The following is a 19,470-nucleotide window of genomic DNA, read 5'->3' as shown; positions in this document are numbered from 1 at the left end:
CGCTGCCGCTGCCGCTGCCGCTGCCGCTGCCGCTGCCGCTGCCGCTGCCGCTGCCGCTGCCGCTGCCGCTGCCGCTGCCGCTGCCGCTGCCGCTGCCGCTGCCGGGGCACGCTCCCCGGTGACACCGAGGAAGTCCAGCCCGGAGACGTGGTTGACCATCCCGTACCAGAGCATCGGGTCACCGGCCACATCACGAGCCCTGCCGACCGGACACTTGGTGGGCAGGCTCCCGCCAGCCCCATATGCCCCGACGAGCCCGCCGCGACCGATCCGCCAATCACGGGAGCGGAGCCGCTTGCTCGTTACTGACCCACGCTCCTAGCGCTTCCCTCACCCCCTTCCACCCACCGGGAATGACCAGCGGGGCCTGAGTCCCCGCCAACCGACGGCCGCAACCCGCTAAGCACCGCCCGGCTGCCCCATTCAACTCCGCGCGACCCCACCCACCGAACCGGACCCACCCACACCCGCCACGAACCAAGCCCCCACCCCACCGGCCCAAGGCGCCATACCCACCCCAGCCGATGCCCGGCCTCGCCCCCGCCCGCCAACCCTTCACCCGCCCACGGCGGGACGGGCCCCGTCGCCTCGGCGTGGACCCGTCCCCCCGGACCGCCCTCCGAGAGGTCTTTCGCGTCTGGAGTGCCGGGTCAAGGGTGGAGCGCAGCGGAATCGGCGAAGCCGACGCCGAAGGCGCCCTTGACCCGGCACCGGAAGGCGCGACTCTCGGAAAGAGGGCGGTCCCACCAGAAGCCCACCAACCCGGCCCGCCCCCAGGACCAAGGAGACGGCGCGCTACCGAGACCCCCAGGGCCTACGCGCCTAACGCCTCGACGACCTACGCGTCCACCGCCTCGCGCCACCTGCCGACCGCTGCTGCCGAGACCGGGTGCGTCCAGCCCTGGGGCCTCGCCGCGCCGCCGATGTGGAAGGCCGTCAGGCCTGCCGCCCGGAGGGTCGGGAGGTGGTCGAGACGGAGGCCTCCGCCCACGAGGATCTGCGGCTCGTACCCCGGCTCGCCCGCGCGGGCCGCTTCGGCCTTCAGGGTGGCCAGGCCGTCGTCGACTCCCGTCGCCGCTCCCGCCGTCAGGTACGTGTCGAGGCCCGGCAGGTCCGCGAGGCGCTTGCGCAGGCCGTCCCGGTCGGCCGCGCGGTCGATCGCCCGGTGGAAGGTCCAGCGGCAGCCGTCCAGGACGGCGACCAGGCGCTCCACCGCGACCAGGTCCGGCTCGCCGTCCGCCGTCAGGAAGCCGAGGACGAACTCGTCGGCGCCCGCCGAGCGGAGCTCCTCCGCCCGGCCGACCAGGGCCTCGACGTCGCCCGCCGCGAAGCCGTCCGCCAGGCGGAGCATCACGCGGAGCGGGATGTCGACCGCGCGGCGGATGGCGGTGAAGGTGGCCGTCGACGGGGTGAGACCGTCCGCCGCCATGTCGGTGACGAGTTCGAGCCGGTCGGCGCCACCGGTCTGGGCAGCGACCGCGTCTTCCTCGTCGAGGGCGATCACCTCAAGGACAGCACGGTTGCTCATCTCGCCCATTCCTCCATGAATGACGACTACAGGTCTAGTCCAATGACCAGACTAGCCGTGCGCGTGACCTCCCGCATCGTGCCCCGCCTCACCCGTCCCGCTCGTGGCCGTCTCCGTCGCGGCCGGGGCCGGCGCCTTGCCGTTCGCGCCCGCCGTCACCGTGAAGGACGCCGTCCGGACCTTGCCCTCGTGCTGGAAGTCGAGGAACAGGCGGTACGTCCCCGCGCTGGGTGCCGTCGCCGTGAAGGAGACGTCCGGGCCGGGGCCGCCCTCGTTGGGGTGCACGTGGAGGTAGGCGAGGTCGCCGTCGCGCAGGGCGACGAGGTGGCCGTACGCGCCGAGGTACGGCTCCAGGTCGGTGACCGGCTTCCCGCCCTTGGAGACCGTCAGACGGAGCTCGCCCGCCTTGCCCGGGTCCAGGACTCCGCCCAGGCGGACCTGGTAGCCGTCCACCGTCGCCGTCGGGGCCACCGCCGGCAGCGGCTTCGGGGCGTAGGCGCCCGGCACCGACAGGTCCGCGCCCAGCGTGACGCCCTTGGCCCCGGCCGCGGCCGGCTTGAAGTCGGCGAAGGCCTTGTAGGCGCCTGCCGCCGGCAGGTCCGCGTCCACCGACCAGGTGCCGTCGGCGGCCTTCACCGGGTGCAGGTGGCGGAAGGTGTTGAGGTCGCGCGAGGCGACGATGAAGTGCAGTTCCTTGCCGTGCTCGGTGGTGAAGGCGGTGACCTTCTTGCCGGCCGCGTCCTTGATGGAGAACTTCAGGGTGCTCCGCCCCGCGGCGGGCGTGGGCGTCTCGAGGGCCAGGGTGTAGCCGTCCTGGGAGATCTGGAGGCCTCCCGGGAGCGATGAGGCCGCCGTCGCCGCCTCCTCGCCGTGGCCGGCATGACCCCCCTCCGTCTTCTTCTGCGGCTCCTGCGCCGCGTGGTCGCCGTGCTCCGCCTTCTTCGGCTCCTCGACGGGGCCGACCCCCTTGCCGACCCCGTACGCGGTCCCGAAGGTCGCGGCGAGCGCGGCGGCAAAGGCAGTGATCTTCACTCCGGTGTTCATGACTGCTCTCCCGTACGTGGGTGCGTGGGTGGCATGGGGGGTGTGCGGGAGGCGTCCGAGGGGCCGCATCCGTTCACCCGATGCACTTCACCATACCCCTGGGGGGTATCAAGTCAAGTCGCATCCACACTTGCGTCGGATACCACCGGGGGGTATACATGAACCCGTTCCACAGATACCCCCTGAGGGTATCGGCCCCAGAAGAACCGACCGAGGAGGAAGCCATGGGCTCCTGCTGCACCCCCGACAACAGCTGCTCGACCACGGAGACCACTGCCGTCGCGGTCGCGGACAGCACGGTCACCGTCTACGCCGTCTCCGGCATGACCTGCGGCCACTGCAAGTCCGCGATCACCAAGTCCGTCAGCGCGCTCGACGGCGTCATCTCCGTCGATGTCGACGTCGACGGCGGCCTGGTGACCGTGACCACCGGCGGCGAGCCCGACGACGCCGCGATCACCGCGGCCGTCGACGACGCGGGCTACGAGCTGACCGGCCGGGCCTGATCCGCCGCCGGGCAGACCGACACCCCACCGGCGTCCCCCGTCCCGGTACCCGACGGTCCGCCCGGCAGGCGGACACCCGCCCGCACCACCCCGGCCGCCGGGGCCCGACCTCCACGCCCGGGCCCCGGCCCCCGAACCCGCTACACCGAGGAGCAGGAAATGACCACGACCACTCCGGGCACCGCCCAGGTCGAGCTCGCCATCGGCGGCATGACCTGCGCCTCGTGCGCGGCCCGCATCGAGAAGAAGCTCAACCGCATGGACGGGGTCGAGGCCACCGTCAACTACGCCACCGAGAAGGCGAAGGTCACCTTCGACGCCGACATCGCCGTCGCCGACCTGATCGCCACCGTCGAGGCCACCGGTTACACCGCCCAGGAGCCCCAGCCCGAACGGCCCGCGAGCGGCGGCGGCGAGGACGGTCCCTCCGACGAGGAGATCGCCGACGCCGAGCTGCGGCCGCTCAAGCAGCGCCTGATCACCGCCGTCGCGCTCGCCGTGCCGACCATCGCGATGGCGATGGTCCCGGCGCTGCAGATCGAGTACTGGCAGTGGCTGAGCCTCACGCTCGCCGCGCCGGTCGTCGTCTACGCCGCCTGGCCCTTCCACAAGGCCGCCTGGACCAACGCCCGGCACGGCGCCGCCACCATGGACACCCTCATCTCGGTCGGCACCATCGCCGCGTTCCTGTGGTCCCTGTGGGCACTGTTCTTCGGCACCGCCGGTACGCCCGGGATGACGCACCCCTTCGAGTTCACGATCGCCCGCACCGACGGCGCCGGGAACATCTACCTGGAGGCCGCCGCCGGCGTCACCGCCTTCATCCTGGCCGGCCGGTACTTCGAGGCCCGCTCGAAGCGCAAGGCGGGCGCCGCGCTGAAGGCCCTCATGCAGCTCGGCGCCAAGGAAGTCACCGTCCTCAAGGACGGCCGCGAGATCACCCTGCCCACCGCCGAACTCCAGACCGGCGACCGCTTCCTGGTCCGCCCCGGCGAGAAGATCGCCACCGACGGCACCGTCGTCGAAGGCTCCTCCGCCGTCGACGCCTCCATGCTCACCGGCGAGTCCGTCCCCGTCGAGGTGTCCGTCGGCGACTCCGTCACCGGCGCGACGCTGAACGCCGGCGGCCGGCTCGTCGTCGAAGCCACCCGCGTCGGCGCCGACACCCAGCTCGCCCGCATGGCCAAGCTCGTCGAAGACGCCCAGAACGGCAAGGCCGCCGCCCAGCGCCTCGCCGACAAGATCTCCGCCGTCTTCGTCCCCGTCGTCATCGCCCTCGCACTCGGCACCCTCGGCTTCTGGCTCGGCACCGGACAGGGCCTGACCGCCGCCTTCACCGCCGCCGTCGCCGTCCTGATCATCGCCTGCCCCTGCGCCCTCGGCCTGGCCACCCCGACCGCCCTCATGGTCGGCACCGGCCGCGGCGCCCAGCTCGGCATCCTCATCAAGGGCCCCGAAGTCCTGGAGACCACCCGCAAGGTCGACACCATCGTCCTGGACAAGACCGGCACCGTCACCACCGGCCGCATGACCCTCATCAAGGTCCACACCACCACCGACACCGACGAGACCGACGTCCTGCGCCTCGCCGGCGCCCTGGAGCACTCCAGCGAGCACCCCATCGCCCAGGCCGTCGCCACCGGCGCCGCCGCCAAGGTCGGCACCCTGCCCACCCCCGAAGACTTCGCCAACATCCCCGGACTCGGCGTCCAGGGCATCGTCGACGGCCACGCCGTCCTCGTCGGCCGCGAGAAGCTGCTCGAAGAGTGGGCGATGGAGCTCCCGGCCTCGTTGAAGGCCGCCAAGGACGAGGCCGAGCGGGCCGGCAAGACCGCCATCGCCGTCGCCTGGGACGGCCAGGCCCGCGCCGTCCTCGAAGTCGCCGACGCCATCAAGGACACCAGCGCCGAGGCCATCAAGCGCCTGCGCGCCCTCGGCCTGACCCCGATCCTGCTCACCGGCGACAACAAGGCCGTCGCCCAGAGCGTCGCCACCGAGGTCGGCATCGACGAAGTCATCGCCGAAGTCATGCCCCAGGACAAGGTCGACGTCGTCAAGAAGCTTCAGAACGAAGGACGTTCGGTCGCCATGGTCGGTGACGGCGTCAACGACGCCGCCGCCCTCGCCCAGGCCGACCTCGGCCTCGCCATGGGCACCGGCACCGACGCCGCCATCGAGGCCGGCGACCTCACCCTCGTCCGAGGCGACCTGCGAGCCGCGGCCGACGCCATCCGGCTCTCCCGCAAGACCCTCGGCACCATCCGCTCCAACCTCTTCTGGGCCTTCGCCTACAACGTCGCCGCCCTGCCGCTCGCCGCGGCCGGACTGCTCAACCCGATGATCGCCGGCGCCGCCATGGCCTTCTCCTCCGTCTTCGTCGTCGGCAACAGCCTCCGCCTCCGCGGCTTCCAGGCCGCCGACCGCTGAACCCCTGTGAACCCCCGAACTCCGAGGAGCCCGACGTGGCCGGTTACGGACAGCACAAGGAAGACATCATCAGACGCCTGAGGCGCATCGAGGGCCAGGTCAGGGGCGTGCAGCGGATGGTCGACGAGGACGTCTACTGCATCGACGTCCTCACCCAGGTCTCCGCCATCAACGCGGCCCTCCAGTCCTGCGCGGTGGCCCTCCTGGACGAGCACCTCAGCTGCTGCGTCACGGAGGCCATCGCCCAGGGCGGGGACCAGGCGAAGGTGAAGGTGGGTGAGGCGTCGAAGGCCATCGCCCGGCTGATCCGGACGTGACGGAGCACCAAACCGATGTCAACCGCCCTTGCGTGAAGGGCAGTCGGCGGACAGCGTGAGACTCAGCCGGAGACAGAGGCCGAGCAGCTGGCGGAGGAGCACCAGCTCCACCGATCCGGGCAGTCCGGAGTCGCAGACCTTCGCGCAGGGGCGGTTCTTCATGAGGGTCGACATCCTGCCATCGTACCCCTGGGGGGTATACCTGAGCCGGGGAAGCGGCCCGTACGATGACAGGCCCTACGGGGGAGGGGATGCACGTGCGCCGGCTGGGAGAGCTGGAGGCCGAGATCATGGACCGGCTGTGGGCCTGGCAGCGGCCCGCCACGGTCCGCGAGATCGTCGACGACATCAATCGGGGACGACGGGTCGCCTATACGACGGTGATGACCGTCGCGGACATCCTGCACCGCAAGGGCTGGCTCCGCCGCGAGAAGTCCGGACGGGCCTGGCTGTACGAGCCGGTCCGCAGCCGCGAGGAGTACACGGCGGGCCTGATGCGGGACGCCCTCGGCGACAGCCAGGACCGCCCGGCCGCCCTCCTGCGGTTCGTCGAGGTCATCTCGGACGAGGACATGGCCGCCCTCGACGCGGCCCTCCGCGCCGCGCGCGGCGGGGTCGGCGGAGGCTCCGACGGGGCGGACGGGGAGCGCGCGTGAACCATCACCTGCTCGTGCCGCTCGGGCTCGCGCTCCTCACCGGTCTCCTCGTGCCCTTACTGCTCGTCCGTGCCCGGTGGGCCCAGCAGGTGCCGCGGCTCGCGCTCGCCGTGTGGGCAGCGTGCGGTGCCGGGTTCGCGGCGGGGGCCGCGCTGCTGCCCGCCCAGCTGGTCCTGACCTCCGACAGCAGCCACCGCCTCGCGGACATGCTGTTCACGCTCCGGCCCCCCACGCTCGACCAGCTCCTGAACCTCGACGGGCGCGAGCGGTTCGCGCTCTCCCTCTCGCTGCTCTTCCTGTCGCTGCCCACCGCCGCGTTCGCCCGCCGTCTCACCCGGGCCCGGCGGGTGCGGACCCGGCACGCCGGGCTGCTGCGGCTCGTCGGCCGGTACGACCCCGCGCTGCGGGCCACCGTCCTCGACGACGACCGGCCCGCCGTCTACTGCCTGCCCGGCCGCTCCCGCCGGGTCGTCGTCTCCTCCGGCGCGGTGCACACCCTCACCCCCGCCCAGCTCGCGGCGGCCCTCGCGCACGAGCGGGCGCACATCGCGGGGCGGCACCACCTCCTGGTCGCGGCGGCGGAGGCCTTCGCGGCCGTCTTCCCGCGCCTCCCGCTCGCGCGCCACGGCGGGACCGCCGTACCGCTGCTGCTGGAAATGGCCGCGGACGACCGGGCGTTGCGCCGGTGCACGAGGGACGCGCTCGCGACGGCGCTGTACGCGCTGGCCTCGGGGCGGGCGCCGCGGTCGGCGTTCGCCGCGGGCGGGCCGTCGGCGGCGCTGCGCATGCGGCGCATCCTCACCCCGCACAGCGCCGGACACCCGGTGCTGCGCGGGTTGCTCACGATCGCGGCGGCCGCCCTCGCGATGGCCCCGCTGGTCGTCGCCTGCTGCTCGTTCCCCCGCTAATCGCGAACACCGTTATTTACTAAGCGAATTCGTAGATTTCGCATCGGTCACAGAGTACGGAATACGCGGCTATTGTGGGTACGTTGAGGCTCGGACTCGGCACGTCGAAGGGTGCAAAACCAATGCAGCTCGCTGGCGTTCGTACGGCAGCGGCCGGCGACGCGACGACGATATCCAGACTGCTTGCCGACATCATCCGGAGCAGCTACGCCGGAATACTGGACGAAATCCCGATACGGCGGCTGATCTCGGCCCAATGCGCACTCCCCCGCATACGCGCGGAAATTGAAATTCCCGGGGGCGCGCCCGGATGGCTCGGCTGGCTGGTCGCGACGGACGCGGAGGGCACGGTCGTCGGCGTCGCCGCGGGCGGCGTCCCCGTGCCGGGCGAGGGCGAGGTGTACGCGCTGGCGGTGGAGCCGGGCTCGCGCCGTGCCGGGGTCGGTACGGCGCTGCTCGCCGCCGCGACCGAGCGGATGCGGGACTTCGGCGCCCGGGAGCAGCGGGTGGAGCTCCCGGCCGTGGCCGACCCGGCGCTCCCCTTCTACTCCCGTCTGGGCTTCGCGGCCCTCTCCGAGAGACGGTGGAGCAGACCGCTCTGACGCGGTCCGGCATCAGGGGCGTGGCAGATCCACGCCATCGCGTGTTCACGCAGCCCGATCCGGTGGATCGGGGTCCGTTCCCCAGGTCAGGATGGGTTCAGCGGCGCGGGCCCGGCGGCACGGGTTCCTCGTCCGGACGGCATGGACCGAGCGAGCCCCTGGAGGAGCGATGCACACACCGAGCGGCACTTCCCTGCCCGTCGTGCCCGCAGCGTTCGCTCCGGTCCTGCCGTCCCGATACGGCCTCGACCCGGAGCCCGGCCCCGGCGCCGGCGTCCGGGTCACCGCCGACACCCTCCCGGGGCTGGAATCGGTCTCCCCCGCCGACGAGAGCTCCGTGTGGCTGCATGACGCCCTGCTCGGCCCGCACAGCGCGGACATCGTCCGCTATCTCAGCCTCGCCCGCTCCACCGGCGGACCCGTCCTCGACCTCGGCTCGGGCGCCGGACGGCTCGCCGTCCCGTTCGCCCGGCACGGATTCGCCGTGGAAGCCGTGGACCGGGACGCCTCGGCCTTGGAGCGCCTCGAAGGCTGGGCGCGCCGGATCGGCCCGCAGGTGGCCGGGCTCGTCGTCACGCACCGCGCGGAGCTCACGGAGCTGCGCCTGGAGGGGAGTTACCGGCTGGCGCTGCTCGCGGGCGCCATGGTCACCGCCGTCCCGCCGGACAGCCGGCCGGGGCTGCTGCGGGAGGTCGCCGCCCATCTGGAGACGGGCGGGGCGCTCGCCCTCGACTACACGGCGCACCAGCTGCCGGGGCTGATCGCGGAGCCGCGGCGGACCTGGGCGTTCCAGGTGCCGCGTTTCGACGGGATCGACGAGTGGGTGGTGGCCCGGCAGGTCTTCGATCTGCCGTCGATGAGCGAGCGGATCACGTACTACGCGGCCAGGACCGGCAAGCTGTCCTCGGAGCGGGTGGTGCTGACCACCGACAAGTGGATCGTCGACCCGGAGCGGCTCGCGGCCGAGCTGCACTCGGCGGGGCTGCACATCGAGGGCCGGCGGCGCCACCGTATCGACGAGCGGACGGAGTCCGTCCTCCTGGTGTGCCGGACGGACGACTGACCGGCCTGGTGTGCGGGACGGACGACTGAACGACCTGGGTGCGGGACGGACGACTGAACGACCTGGGTGCGGGACGGACGACTGACCGATACGCGCCTGCCGAGGTTGACGAGCAAGAGGTACGATGCCCACAAACGTTTGAGCCGACCAGGTGGCGGGCGGAGAATATGGCAGTCGTGGAAGAGCTGACGGGCCGCGAGGCGGTGATCCAGCGCCTGCGCGATGTCGGGCTGCGGGTCACGGGCCCGCGCCTGGAGGTGCTCACGGTGCTCGCCGCCGGCGGCCATCTCGACGTCGAGGCGATCACCACGACCGCCCGCGAGCGGCTGGGCACGCTGACCAGCCAGGCCGTGTACGAGATGCTGCGGCACTTCCAGGAGACGGGTCTGGTCAGCAAGTTCGACCGGCCGGGTCTGCCCGCGGTCTTCGAGATCTCGGGACCGGCCCACCAGCACGCGCTGTGCACCTCCTGCGGCCGGGTGGAGAACGTGTCCGCGACCGCGCCCGCGCCGCCCCGGGGCGCGCTGCCGCAGTGGCGGGTGGACGACGCGGAGGTCGTCTTCAAGGGCCTGTGCCCCGACTGCCGGACGGACGACACGGCGTCCTGAGCGACGCCAGGCGCCGTACGCCCGAACGCCCGACCCGCGGCCGGCGCCGTACATCCGACCGTCCGACCCGCTGCCCGCCCCGTGCTCGTCAGGCCCCTGAGGCGCGGTCAACATCGTGCGTGCCGTTCGATTTTGTGGCAGGGTCTAGCGGGGCGATTCAACACAGGGTCCGGGTGGATCCGAGGGGAGTCTGCTGCGCCGTGTCCAGAAACGCCGCCGTGACCCGCGCGGGTAGTGATCAGGCTCTCGCCGTCTACCAGGAGCTGCGCGCCCGTCCCGAGGCGGGCTTCGACGAGGTCGCGGACCGCTTGGAGCTCTCCGCCGACGAGCGGGAGCGATGTCGCGGCGAACTCGCCTCCTTAGGTCTCACCGCCCCTCGTGACCCGTCCGACCCCGGCGCCCCGACGGTCGTCGACCCCGATGTCGCCCTGCTGCGGCTGCTGCGCCGGGAGCGCGACCGGCTGCAGGACCGCCTCGCCGCGACCAGCCGCGCGCACACCGCCCTCGAGGCCCTCGCCGGGCCGTTCCTGCGGGTCGGGGCCGCGCCCCGCTCCGAGGTCGAGGTGGAGATCGTCAGTGACCCGCAGCGGGTGCTGCGCGAGCTGTCGGAGCTGACGGGGACCGTCCGGACCGCCGTCCACGTCATGCACACCGGTTCCGTACGGCGCGAGGACATGGCCGCCGAGCTGGAGCGGGACCGCTCCCGGGCGGCGCGCGGGGTGCGGGTCCGCGCCATGTACAGCCGCCGGGTCGGCACCGTGCCCGAGATGACCCAGCACCTGGAGGACCGGGCGGCGCTCGGGGTGGAGCTGCGGCTCTCCCCCGTCGTCCCGATGAACATGGTCCTGGCCGACGAGAACTTCGCCCTGCTGCCGACGGACCCGCACGACCCGGACTCGCCCACGATCCTCGCGCGCGGTCCCGGCCTGGTCCGCTCGTACCTCGCGCTGTACGAGTACTGCTGGCAGGCCGCCTCCCGGTACGGCGAGGAGCCCGGGGAGGCCGGCGGCGACGGGCTTTCGGACCAGCAGCGGGCCGCGCTGCACATGCTCGCCTCCGGCATCAAGGACGAGCAGATCGCCCGCAGCCTCGGCGTGTCGCTGCGGACGGTCAGCCGCCTGCTCTCCGAGGTCATGCAGGAGCTCGGGGCGGCCAGCCGCTTCGAGGCCGGCGTCAAGGCGGCCCGACTGGGGCTGCTCGACGGCGAGGGGCCGGAACCCGTGGCCTAGTACGAGGAGTTCGGATGTCATGGAGGACGCGCGCGGCCCAGGGGGGCCGCGCGGGCCGCAGGAAGCACACGACGGACTCCCGCCGAGCCGGTTGACAGGGTGAGGGCGGGGCGACTCTGAGGATGAGGGGGGTCACTTCGCCATGGTCACCGCGGGCGACGGCATCGGGGGCGCCACGGGCGGCGTACTGCTGGCCGTGTACCAGGAGTTACGTCGCCGGGGCGTCTCGGACTTCGAGGAGGTCCGCAGGGAATTGGGGCTGGCGCCGGAGGAGTACGAGCGATGTCGCCGCGAGCTGCTCTCCCTGGGCCTGATCGTGCCCACGGGGCAGGTGCACGCCACGATCGACGCCGTGCAGGACGGCAGCTGGCGGTCCGAGACGGACACGGTGGCGGCGATCGACCCGGAGATCGCGCTGCTGCGGCTCCTCGAGCGGGAGCGGGAGCGGCTGCGGGAGCACCTGGCCGAGGCGGACGAGGCGTACAGCACGCTCGAGATCCTGGCGGGCTCCTATCTGCGGGCCGAGGCGCTGACCCGGGCGGAGGCGCATGTGGAGGCGCTGACCGACTACCGCAGGATTCAGCAGGCGATCGAGGACATCACCGATGTGATGCAGGAGAGTTCGGCCTCGCTGCACCCGGGGACGCCGGGCCGGCAGAACCCGGAGCTGATGCTCGACCGGGACCGGCGGCAGCTCGCGAACGGGGTGCGGGTGCGCGCCATCTACGGGCGGCAGGAGGCCACGGACCCGCAGATGGAGAAGTTCCTGGGGCAGCGGGCGGAGCTGGGGGTGGAGATCCGGCTCGCGCCGGTGGTGCCGATGAACCTGATCATCGCCGACCAGCAGTTCGCCCTGGTGCCGATCCGGCCGGACGAGCCGGGCGAGGGCGCGATCCTGGCGCGGGGCAGTGCGCTGGTACGGCCGTATCTGAGCCTGTACGAGCACTGCTGGCACACGGCGACCCCGTACGGGAACGAGGCGGTGGCGGAGGCGGGCGGCGACGGGCTCTCGGAGCAGCAGCGGGCCGCGCTGCACATGCTGGCCTCGGGGATGAAGGACGAGCGGATCGCGCGGACGCTCGGCGTGTCGCTGCGGACGGTCAGCCGGATGATCTCGGAGCTGATGCAGGAACTGGGGGCGACGAGCCGTTTCGAGGCGGGGGCGCGGGCGGTGCGGCTCGGCTGGCTGGACTGAAGTCTTTTCGGGGTGTTCCGAAAACGCGCGGGACCCCGCGATCGTGGCAGCGATGGCGGGGCCCGGCGGAGAAGTGCTTCCGGAATTCCTGGGGGAATTACCCGGTGATCCTGATCAGTTGGTGGGGGTCGGGCTCGGCGGCGCGACCGGCCAGCCGTTGTCCTCCGCGACGCCGGCGACGGTCTGGGGGGTGACCGGGGCGCTGTCGGGGGAGACGGCGAAGGCGGCGCCGGCCGCGACCGCCGTACAGGCCACCATCGCGACCAGGAGCTGGCGGACCGCCTTGCGGATGCCGGTGTTCTGCTGAACGGACATGATTCCTCCAGGACTTGGAATATCAATTCCGTCTTCCGGGGGCCCGTGCCGCCGGGCGTTCCCTGAAGACATCTCCATTCTGTCCCGGCGCCCTAAGCGAATCCAGGGATTGTCTCTGCGTGGACCCGCCATGGCGTGGATGCGTCAATGCGCCGTCAGAACAACGGAATTGAGGCATCCGTAGCTCGCCATACCTTTGGTCGAACCAAAAGAGATGCTAGACTTGTGCTACGGCCTTCTCGTTCCTCCAGGAGAGAGAGGCCGCCGGGGCAGGGGCGTGCCGCCGCCCCTGCCCCACCCCCCGCTCAAGCGCACCCCGGTACACCTCGATGGTCCGGCCGGCCGACGCCCGCCAGCTCATCCCGCGCGCATGACGCACCGCCGCCGCGCCCATCGTCTCCACCGCGTCCGGATGCGCCGCGAGCCACCGAAGCCGGCGCGCGTACTCCACCGGGTCGTGCCCCCGCACCAGCATCCCCGTCACCCCGTCCCACACCGCCGTCGGCAAACCGCCCACCGCCGCCGCGAGCACCGGCGTCCCGCACGCCTGCGCCTCGAGGGCCACCAGACCGAAGGACTCGCTGCGCGACGGCACCACCAGCACGTCCGCCGCCCGGTACCAGTCCGCGAGCCGCTCCTGCGGTACGGGAGGACAGGGCCGCAGGACGTCGGTGACCCCCAGCTCCTCCGCGAGCCGCCAGGCCGAGCCCCGCTCCGTCGCACCCGAGTGACCGCCCACCACCGGCACCAGAAGCCGGCGGCGCAGCTCCGGCGCCTCCCGCAGCAGCTCCGCCACCGCCCGTACGAGCACGTCCGGGCCCTTCATGGGCTGGATGCGGCCGGCGTAGAGGGGCACGAACGCCTCCGCCGGAAGCCCGAGCCGGGCCCGAGCCGCCGCCCGCCCGTCCCCCGGGTGGAAGGTCCGCAGATCGACCCCGGGCCGTACGACCTCGGTCCGCGCCCCCTCCGCCCCGTACAGCTCACGCAGCGCCTCCGCCTCGTCCGCCGTGTTCGCGATCAGCCGGTCCGCGCTGCCCACCACCTGGTGCTCGCCCCTGACCCGCAGCTCCGGCTCCGGCGTGTCGCCCTCCGCGAGCGAGGCGTTCTTCACCCGGGCCAGGGTGTGCGCCGTGTGGACGAGCGGTATCCGCCAGCCCACCGAGGCGATCCGGCCCGCCTGCCCGGAGAGCCAGTAGTGCGAGTGGACCAGGTCGTAGCGCCGCTCCTCCTTCAGCAGGGCCAGCGAGAACGGCACCACCAGATCGGGCATGGCCTCCTTGGGCAGCGCCCGGCGCGGCCCCGCGTGCAGATGACGGACCCGCACGCCCGGGGCGAGCTCGACGAGCGGGGGCGCGCCCTCGCCACGGCAGCGGGTGAACAGGTCCACCTCCGCGCCCTGTTCGGCGAGGGCCCGGGAGAGCTCGACCATGTAGACGTTCATGCCGCCGGCGTCCCCCGTCCCGGGCTGGTGGAGCGGGGAGGTGTGGACGCTGAGCATGGCGACGCGCAGGGACACGTGGGGCTCCTGTGTGGGGAGGTGGGGGCCGCGTGTCCCTGCGCGTCGCTCGCGCGCACGGTCACGCGACGGGGAGGGGACGAGTTCCTTCGTACGGGAGTACTGGAGTACTTAGTTGCTTAGTAGTTACAGGGTTCAGAAGCCGAACACCGGGCCCGACGGCGGCGCCAGCCTGGTCCCCGGCAGCGGTCCCGTCAGGGCCTGCCAGTCGACCGGACGCCCCGACTCCACCCGCAGCGCCGAGGCCAGCCGGTCCGCGCCCTCCGGCATCACCGGCCGCGCCCACGCCGACAGCGCCGACGCCACCGCCAACTGGGCCGCGAGTGCGGGCAGATGACGGCAGGAGGTGCTGGGCCGGCACCGCTCGTGGGCGTTGACGTGACCGAAGTCGGCCACCGAGCGGACCATCTCGTCGAGGACCGCGACCGCCCGCCGCGGATCGAACGCGTCGGGGCCGTACGCCTCGCGCAGGTCGTCCACTCCCCGGTGCAGCCGCCGCTCCAGGATCTCCCAGCCGGTGCCGCCGGGCAGCGCCTGCGGGGCGAGGCCGCCGCACTCCTCCCGTACGGCCGAGAAGAGCCGGGACAGCCAGCTGTTCCAGTTCTCGTCCAGCTCGCGCCGGGCGGCCGCGAGCCGCTCCCGCTGGAAGACCGTGCGGCGGCCCAGCGGGCGGGCCTGCAGGACGTGACGGCGCAGGGTGTCGGAGCCGTACTCGGTGAGCAGGTCGAGCGCCCACACGTTGCCCTCCTGGACGCCCTCCTCGATGACGTACGACTCGTTGACGTTGAAGTCCTGCGGCAGCTTGATGTCCTGCGCGAGCAGCAGCACCGGCAGCAGCACGGCATGGCAGAACGCGTGCCCGAAGCCGCAGAAGTGGATCGCGCGGCGCGGCAGCGGGCCCTTCACGTCGTAGCCGAAGAGGTGCATCGCGGCGGCCTCGAAGCAGCCGTCGATGCGGTGCTCGGGGAAGCCCTCGACGGGCACGTCGAGACCCCACTCGGCGGGGTGGCCGACCGCGATGTCCGGCAGCCCGTCCTCGACGAGCGACTCGCACAGGGCGGCGAGCCGCGGCGGCAGTCCCGCGGTGGCCCAGTAGTCGGCGAGCGTCTCCCGGAACGGCTCCAGGGGCACGTACAGGCGGCGGCAGCGGCGGGCGACCGCCGGGGTGTCGCACAGCGCGCAGCGCGCCGAGATCAGGTCCCCGCCGTCGTTGGGCCGGGCGCACTCGTGGCACATCCCGCCGTCGCTGGCCGCACCGCAGTGCGGGCAGGTGCCGGTGGCGTGCGCCCCGTGCAGCCAGCGGCCGCACGGCTCGCAGTACGGCAGCAGCCGCGTCCGGGGCGCGATGACGCCCTGCGCGTACAGCTTCGCGAAGAGGTCCTGCACCCAGCGGCCGTAGCCCTTGTCGCGCCGCGGCCGCACGATGTGGTCGAACTCCACGCCCGACCGCAGCCAGTCGGCGGTGATCGCCGCCCGGTACCCCTCCGCGACCTCCTCGGGCTTGCGGTGGTGGCGCAGCGCCCGGACCTCGACGGAGCTGGCGTGGTCGGCGGTGCCGGTGGTGAACCGGACGGCCTCGCCGTCGGCGCGCAGATAGCGGGTGAGGACGTCGGCGGCGACGTACGGACCGGCGAGGTGGCCGATGTGGAGTTCGCCGTGGGTGGCGGGAGGGGTCGCGGTGATCCAGACGGGGGTGCTCATGGGACCTCCTTGACGTTTTACGACTGTCAGCGGGGCTCGAAGTGGAAGGACCGGATGAAGCAGTCGCGGGGCTGCTCGACGGCGTAGACGATGCACTCGAAAAGGGCCTGGGTGGTGAGTTTCTCGTCGGGTGCTATTCCGTCGGGATTCGATCCGTCCCATTCCGCGAAGCGCGGGTCCGAGGTCGAGAAGTCGGGCGGGAAGAGGGAGAAGACGCGGACCCCGGAGGGCCGCAGCCGGCGCGACAGGATGTCGGCGAAACCGGCCTGGGCGCTCTTCGCCGCCCAGAAGGCCTCGTGGGCGGCGCCGGCGGTCGCGGCGGAGGCGCCCTCGGCGTCGCGGACGGCGACCATGTTCACGATGTCGGGCCGCAGCGAGCCGCGCAGCAGCGGCAGGAAGTGCTTCACCATGAGGACCGTGCCGCCGGCCGTCGACTCGATCGTCTCCACGATCTCGGCGTCGCTGGCCGCCTCCAGGTCCATGCCGTCGAGCCAGCGTGCGCCGTTGTTGACCAACAGGTCGACGCGGTCGGTGCGTTCGCCGACACGGGCCGCGAACTCGCGGATCTCGGCCGGCCGGCTCAGGTCGCAGCCGAAGGCGTGGATACGGTCACGGGCCGAGCCCATCACCTCGGTGCGGGTCCGCTCGGCGGCCTCGACCGTCCGCGCCGACACATAGACCTCGGCGCCGAGATGCGCGAATCCGACGGCGAGGGCGCGGCCGAAATAGCGGGACGCCCCGGTCACGACGACACGCAGATTCTCGAATTTCATGTGTGTCTGCTCTCCCCACGTCCCACGTCCCACGGATACCGATGGTCGATCCATTTCAGCGTGGCAGAGGAATGGGGGCGAAGGCCTGGTCAGAGGGGTGCGCATTCACGCCGTTGCGTGGATACGCCACGGCAGCGCGAGGCTTTCGAGCACCTCGGCGCGCTTGTGGTGGACCCGGACCCGGTCGGGTGCGGTGGAGACCGTGACGGTGCCGGAGGGGGTACGGACGGGCGCCTCCACGGCGGGCACCACGGTCCCGTCGATCGCCCCGGCGGCGGCGAGCGCGGCGGCACCGGTGAGCGCGAGCCGCGGATGCCAGCCGCCGACGGTGAGGGCCCGTACGGAGAGCCCGGCGGGGGTACGGGAGATGGCGGCGATCTTCGGGAGGGCGGAGGTCGGAGGGTGGCCGAGGAGACGGGCGGCCTCGGCGCGCAGGGCGAGGAGTTGCCGCTCCATGGCGGTCGGGTGGAGGTGGCGGGCGTCGACGAAGACGTAGGGGTTGCCGTAGCGGACGAGGGAGACGGGGACGCCGCCTTGGAGAACGTCGACGGGGCGGCCGGTGGGGAGGACGCCGGGGGCGGTGGGGGCGGTGAGAAAGCTCAGCGTGTAGGCGCCACGGTCCGGCTCGCACAGGACGGTGTCACCGGTGGTGACGGACCGGACGGTGACGGGCCCGGAACGCCCGTCGGCGACGACACAGGCGAGGAGGGAGTGCCCGCACCCGGCCCGGAAGTCGAAGGAACCGTCGGGGAGGGCTTGGACGAAGCGGTAGTGGAGGGCGAGGGGGTCGAACAGGGCGAACTTGTTGAGGCGGGGGTAGGGGGTGGCGGCGAGGGTGTCCCGAAGCCGCCGGAGCTCGCACCCCAGGCCGAGTGCGCCGGGCGGCAGCTGGTCGACGCGCACGACGAGGGTGGGCCCTGGCGCGTCGAGGGCGCGGACGACGGTGGCCTCCGTTGCGGGCGCGCTTCGGGCCGTTGCGGCGCGGAACGCGGAGACGCCGCGGAGGGCGCCGTCCCGTGTGCCCACCCGTCCCGCCCTGCGGGACGATTGCCCACACGGGCGCGGGGTGCGGGCCCCAGACGGCGCGGCACCCGTCGGAGCCGGTGCGGGTTCGGGGCGGGAAGGTTCCGGGTTGTCAGGCCGCACAGCCCACCGGGATTCTCATGCCCTGGACGACCTCCGTCCACAGTTCGTGGACCGCCAGGGCCCAGAGCGCCTGGGCGTCGTGCTGGTTCGGGTGCGCCAGGTGCCGGGACAGGAGCTTCGCCGCCCGGTCCGCGCGGATCTTGCCGCCCAGGACCAGCCGCGCAGGGGACAGCAGTTCGCGGACCAGGTCGAGCAGCGGCCCGCCGGGCGCCAGCATGGCCGCCACCGGGAGGGTGAAGGGCTGCTTGGGGCGGCGGAGGACCGAGGACGGCAGCAGCTCCGCGCCCGCCGAGTACAGCGCCCGCTTCCCCGTCCGCTCCCCCACCGGCAGGGACCTGGCGTGTGCCACCACCGACGGCTGGCAGAACGGCAGCCGCGCCTCGACGGCCCAGGCCATGGACAGGTGGTCAAGGCGCCGCAGGTGGTACGCGGGGAGCCGCCAGCGCGTCTCGAAGGCGGTCATCGCGGTGAGCCGGTCCGCGCCCACGGCCTCCGCCGAGCGCAGCTCCTGCTCGATGCGGTCGGCGGCGGAGCCCGTATCGGCGATGTGGGCGCGGTAGTTGGAGGTGTAGAGGTGGTCGCGGAGCAGCCGCGGGGCCGCCGACAGCGCGTCGGCGTAGGCGCCCGCCCAGTCCGCCCCGGCCGGCGCGGTCAGCGCGGCCCGCATCCGGTCGTACCCGCCGAAGAGTTCGTCGGCGCCGTCCCCGGCGAGGGCCACGGTGAAGCCGTTCTCGCGGACGGCGCGGAAGAGGGCGTACGTGGAGAGGGTGATGGGGTCGGCGTTGGGCTGGCCGAGGTGGCGGACGGTCCGGGTGAGGAGCGAGCCGATCTCGTCGGGGTCGACGGCGACCTCGTGGTGGACGGTGCGGGCGCGGCGGGCGACGGCGCGGGCGTAGGCGGCTTCGGAGCCGGGCCACCGGCCGCGGTAGGTGAGGTGGAAGGTGTGCAGCGGCGGCGCGTCCGTCTCGCGGGCGTGCTCGGCGGCGAGGGCGGTGACGAGTCCGGAGTCGAGGCCGCCGGAGGTGACGGCGCAGACGGGCACCTCGGCCCGGGCGAGCCGGCGCACCTCGCGGCGGAGGACGTCCTGGGTGTCGCCGACGGGCGTCGCGCGGTGGGGGCCGCGGCGGCGGACGACGGGGGCGGCGCCGGGCCGTATGAGGGCGGTGGCGCCGGGCGGCAGGACGTCGACCCCGTCGAGCGCGGTGTGCGTCGAGAAGGAGGTGCGGGTGGCGAGGAGGGTGTCGAGGGCGTCCTCGCGCGGGGAGATCCGTACGCCTTCGAAGGCGAGGAGCGCGGGGATCTCGGAGGCGAAGCGGGTGGAGCCGTCGTGCGGGTCGTGGTGCAGGTGGAGCGGTTTCATGCCCATGTCGTCGACGGCGAGGACGAGTCGGGTGGAGCCGGGCCGCAGGTCGAGGAGCGCGACGGCGAACATGCCGTCGAGGTGCTCGGCGAAGGCGGGGCCGTACTCGGCGTAGAGGGCGGGGAGGACGGTGCCGTCGCAGCGGTCGGGGAAGCGGTGGCCGCGGGCGGCGAGGGTGCGGCGGAGCTCGGCGTGGTTGTAGATCTCGCCGTTGAGGACGGCGAGGATGCCGGGCAGGTGGGGCAGCCGGTAGGGCTGCTGTCCGCCGCAGGGGTCGGTGACGGCGAGCCGGTCGCAGCCGAGCGACCAGCCGGGCCCGCTGAGCACCTGGTGCTCGTCGGGGCCGCCGTGGCGCTGGCGGGCGGAGACCGCCGCGAGCTGGGCCGGCTCGGGGCGGTCCGCCCCGGCGGCGAAGGAGCCGAGGATCCTGCACATACCGGTCACCCTCCAAGCACGTCACCCGGATTACCCAATGATTTGAATCTACCAAGTTTTTGAATGGCGCGTAAGTGCCATGTCCTGTTCACGCCACGAGTTGGCCTTGCGACGCCCTCGCCACCCCAACAGGCTGGCCCC

At 72.9% G+C, this 19,470-nt stretch carries 19 protein-coding genes; 10 read left to right on the top strand and 9 right to left on the bottom strand.

All coding sequences use genetic code 11. The features are described from left to right. Nucleotides 1-838: 838 nt before the first annotated feature. Both ABT041_RS35860 and ABT041_RS35855 read right to left on the bottom strand, forming a co-directional pair. Nucleotides 839-1,528, bottom strand: a complete 690-nt coding sequence (locus tag ABT041_RS35860; protein WP_351192544.1) for a copper homeostasis protein CutC — start codon at nt 1,526-1,528, stop codon at nt 839-841. A 51-nt stretch (nt 1,529-1,579) separates the two neighbouring features. Beyond that, complete coding sequence (locus tag ABT041_RS35855; RefSeq protein WP_351192542.1) at nt 1,580-2,572, bottom strand: DUF8832 domain-containing protein; 993 nt, start codon at nt 2,570-2,572, stop codon at nt 1,580-1,582. 224 nt (nt 2,573-2,796) lie between these two features. On the opposite strand from ABT041_RS35855, the gene ABT041_RS35850 reads away from it, so the two are divergent. The 3 genes from ABT041_RS35850 (at nt 2,797) to ABT041_RS35840 (ending at nt 5,822) form a co-directional block, all read left to right on the top strand. Then, nucleotides 2,797-3,078 carry a heavy-metal-associated domain-containing protein gene (locus ABT041_RS35850; protein WP_351192540.1) on the top strand — a complete coding sequence of 94 codons (282 nt, stop codon included), beginning with the start codon at nt 2,797-2,799 and terminating at the stop codon, nt 3,076-3,078. Nucleotides 3,079-3,237: 159 nt separating this feature from the next. Then, the gene (locus ABT041_RS35845; protein WP_351192538.1) at nt 3,238-5,505 is read left to right on the top strand and encodes a heavy metal translocating P-type ATPase; all 2,268 of its coding nucleotides are present in this window, start codon (nt 3,238-3,240) and stop codon (nt 5,503-5,505) included. Nucleotides 5,506-5,540: 35 nt separating this feature from the next. After that, nucleotides 5,541-5,822, top strand: a complete 282-nt coding sequence (locus ABT041_RS35840) for a metal-sensitive transcriptional regulator (RefSeq protein WP_015035316.1) — start codon at nt 5,541-5,543, stop codon at nt 5,820-5,822. 18 nt (nt 5,823-5,840) lie between these two features. On the opposite strand, the gene ABT041_RS35835 is transcribed toward ABT041_RS35840, so the two are convergent. Beyond that, nucleotides 5,841-5,996, bottom strand: coding sequence for a hypothetical protein (locus ABT041_RS35835; RefSeq protein WP_158718993.1), 156 nt, complete (start codon nt 5,994-5,996; stop codon nt 5,841-5,843). A gap of 83 nt (nt 5,997-6,079) precedes the next feature. Here ABT041_RS35835 and ABT041_RS35830 point away from each other — a divergent pair, with 83 nt between their 5' ends. The 7 genes from ABT041_RS35830 (at nt 6,080) to ABT041_RS35800 (ending at nt 12,083) form a co-directional block, all read left to right on the top strand. After that, a complete protein-coding gene (locus ABT041_RS35830) occupies nt 6,080-6,478 on the top strand; it encodes a BlaI/MecI/CopY family transcriptional regulator (RefSeq protein ID WP_351192535.1) in 399 nt (132 codons plus the stop codon). Next, complete coding sequence (locus ABT041_RS35825; RefSeq protein ID WP_351192533.1) at nt 6,475-7,386, top strand: M56 family metallopeptidase; 912 nt, start codon at nt 6,475-6,477, stop codon at nt 7,384-7,386. Before ABT041_RS35830 ends, ABT041_RS35825 begins: the two co-directional genes overlap by 4 nt. A gap of 122 nt (nt 7,387-7,508) precedes the next feature. Beyond that, complete coding sequence (locus tag ABT041_RS35820) at nt 7,509-7,988, top strand: GNAT family N-acetyltransferase (protein ID WP_351192531.1); 480 nt, start codon at nt 7,509-7,511, stop codon at nt 7,986-7,988. Between the two features lie 202 nt (nt 7,989-8,190). Next, a complete protein-coding gene (locus ABT041_RS35815; RefSeq protein WP_351192528.1) occupies nt 8,191-9,051 on the top strand; it encodes an SAM-dependent methyltransferase in 861 nt (286 codons plus the stop codon). A gap of 167 nt (nt 9,052-9,218) precedes the next feature. Next, nucleotides 9,219-9,659 (top strand): Fur family transcriptional regulator, encoded by a 441-nt coding sequence (locus tag ABT041_RS35810; protein WP_351192526.1) that lies wholly within the window; start codon nt 9,219-9,221, stop codon nt 9,657-9,659. Between the two features lie 200 nt (nt 9,660-9,859). Beyond that, complete coding sequence (locus ABT041_RS35805) at nt 9,860-10,888, top strand: LuxR C-terminal-related transcriptional regulator (RefSeq protein WP_351192523.1); 1,029 nt, start codon at nt 9,860-9,862, stop codon at nt 10,886-10,888. 142 nt (nt 10,889-11,030) lie between these two features. Continuing rightward, complete coding sequence (locus ABT041_RS35800; RefSeq protein WP_351192520.1) at nt 11,031-12,083, top strand: helix-turn-helix transcriptional regulator; 1,053 nt, start codon at nt 11,031-11,033, stop codon at nt 12,081-12,083. 114 nt (nt 12,084-12,197) lie between these two features. Here the strand turns inward: ABT041_RS35800 and ABT041_RS35795 are convergent, their stop codons facing one another. The 6 genes from ABT041_RS35795 to asnB form a co-directional block, all read right to left on the bottom strand. Beyond that, nucleotides 12,198-12,398, bottom strand: coding sequence for a hypothetical protein (locus tag ABT041_RS35795; RefSeq protein ID WP_351192518.1), 201 nt, complete (start codon nt 12,396-12,398; stop codon nt 12,198-12,200). Between the two features lie 217 nt (nt 12,399-12,615). Beyond that, the gene (gene mshA, locus ABT041_RS35790; RefSeq protein WP_351192577.1) at nt 12,616-13,896 is read right to left on the bottom strand and encodes a D-inositol-3-phosphate glycosyltransferase; all 1,281 of its coding nucleotides are present in this window, start codon (nt 13,894-13,896) and stop codon (nt 12,616-12,618) included. Nucleotides 13,897-14,049: 153 nt separating this feature from the next. Further along, nucleotides 14,050-15,615 (bottom strand): class I tRNA ligase family protein, encoded by a 1,566-nt coding sequence (locus ABT041_RS35785; protein ID WP_351192515.1) that lies wholly within the window; start codon nt 15,613-15,615, stop codon nt 14,050-14,052. A 26-nt stretch (nt 15,616-15,641) separates the two neighbouring features. Continuing rightward, complete coding sequence (locus ABT041_RS35780) at nt 15,642-16,388, bottom strand: SDR family oxidoreductase (RefSeq protein WP_086832434.1); 747 nt, start codon at nt 16,386-16,388, stop codon at nt 15,642-15,644. A 105-nt stretch (nt 16,389-16,493) separates the two neighbouring features. Then, the gene (locus tag ABT041_RS35775; RefSeq protein ID WP_351192512.1) at nt 16,494-17,414 is read right to left on the bottom strand and encodes a PrpF domain-containing protein; all 921 of its coding nucleotides are present in this window, start codon (nt 17,412-17,414) and stop codon (nt 16,494-16,496) included. Nucleotides 17,415-17,523: 109 nt separating this feature from the next. Next, nucleotides 17,524-19,329, bottom strand: coding sequence for an asparagine synthase (glutamine-hydrolyzing) (asnB, locus tag ABT041_RS35770; RefSeq protein ID WP_351192509.1), 1,806 nt, complete (start codon nt 19,327-19,329; stop codon nt 17,524-17,526). Between the last annotated feature and the right edge of the window lie 141 nt (nt 19,330-19,470).

The sequence above is a fragment of the Streptomyces sp. NPDC002825 genome, from assembly GCF_040295385.1.
Classification (GTDB): Bacteria; Actinomycetota; Actinomycetes; order Streptomycetales; family Streptomycetaceae; genus Streptomyces.
Note: the sequence above shows the minus strand (reverse complement) of the source record. Positions and strands in the feature narration are given on the sequence as shown.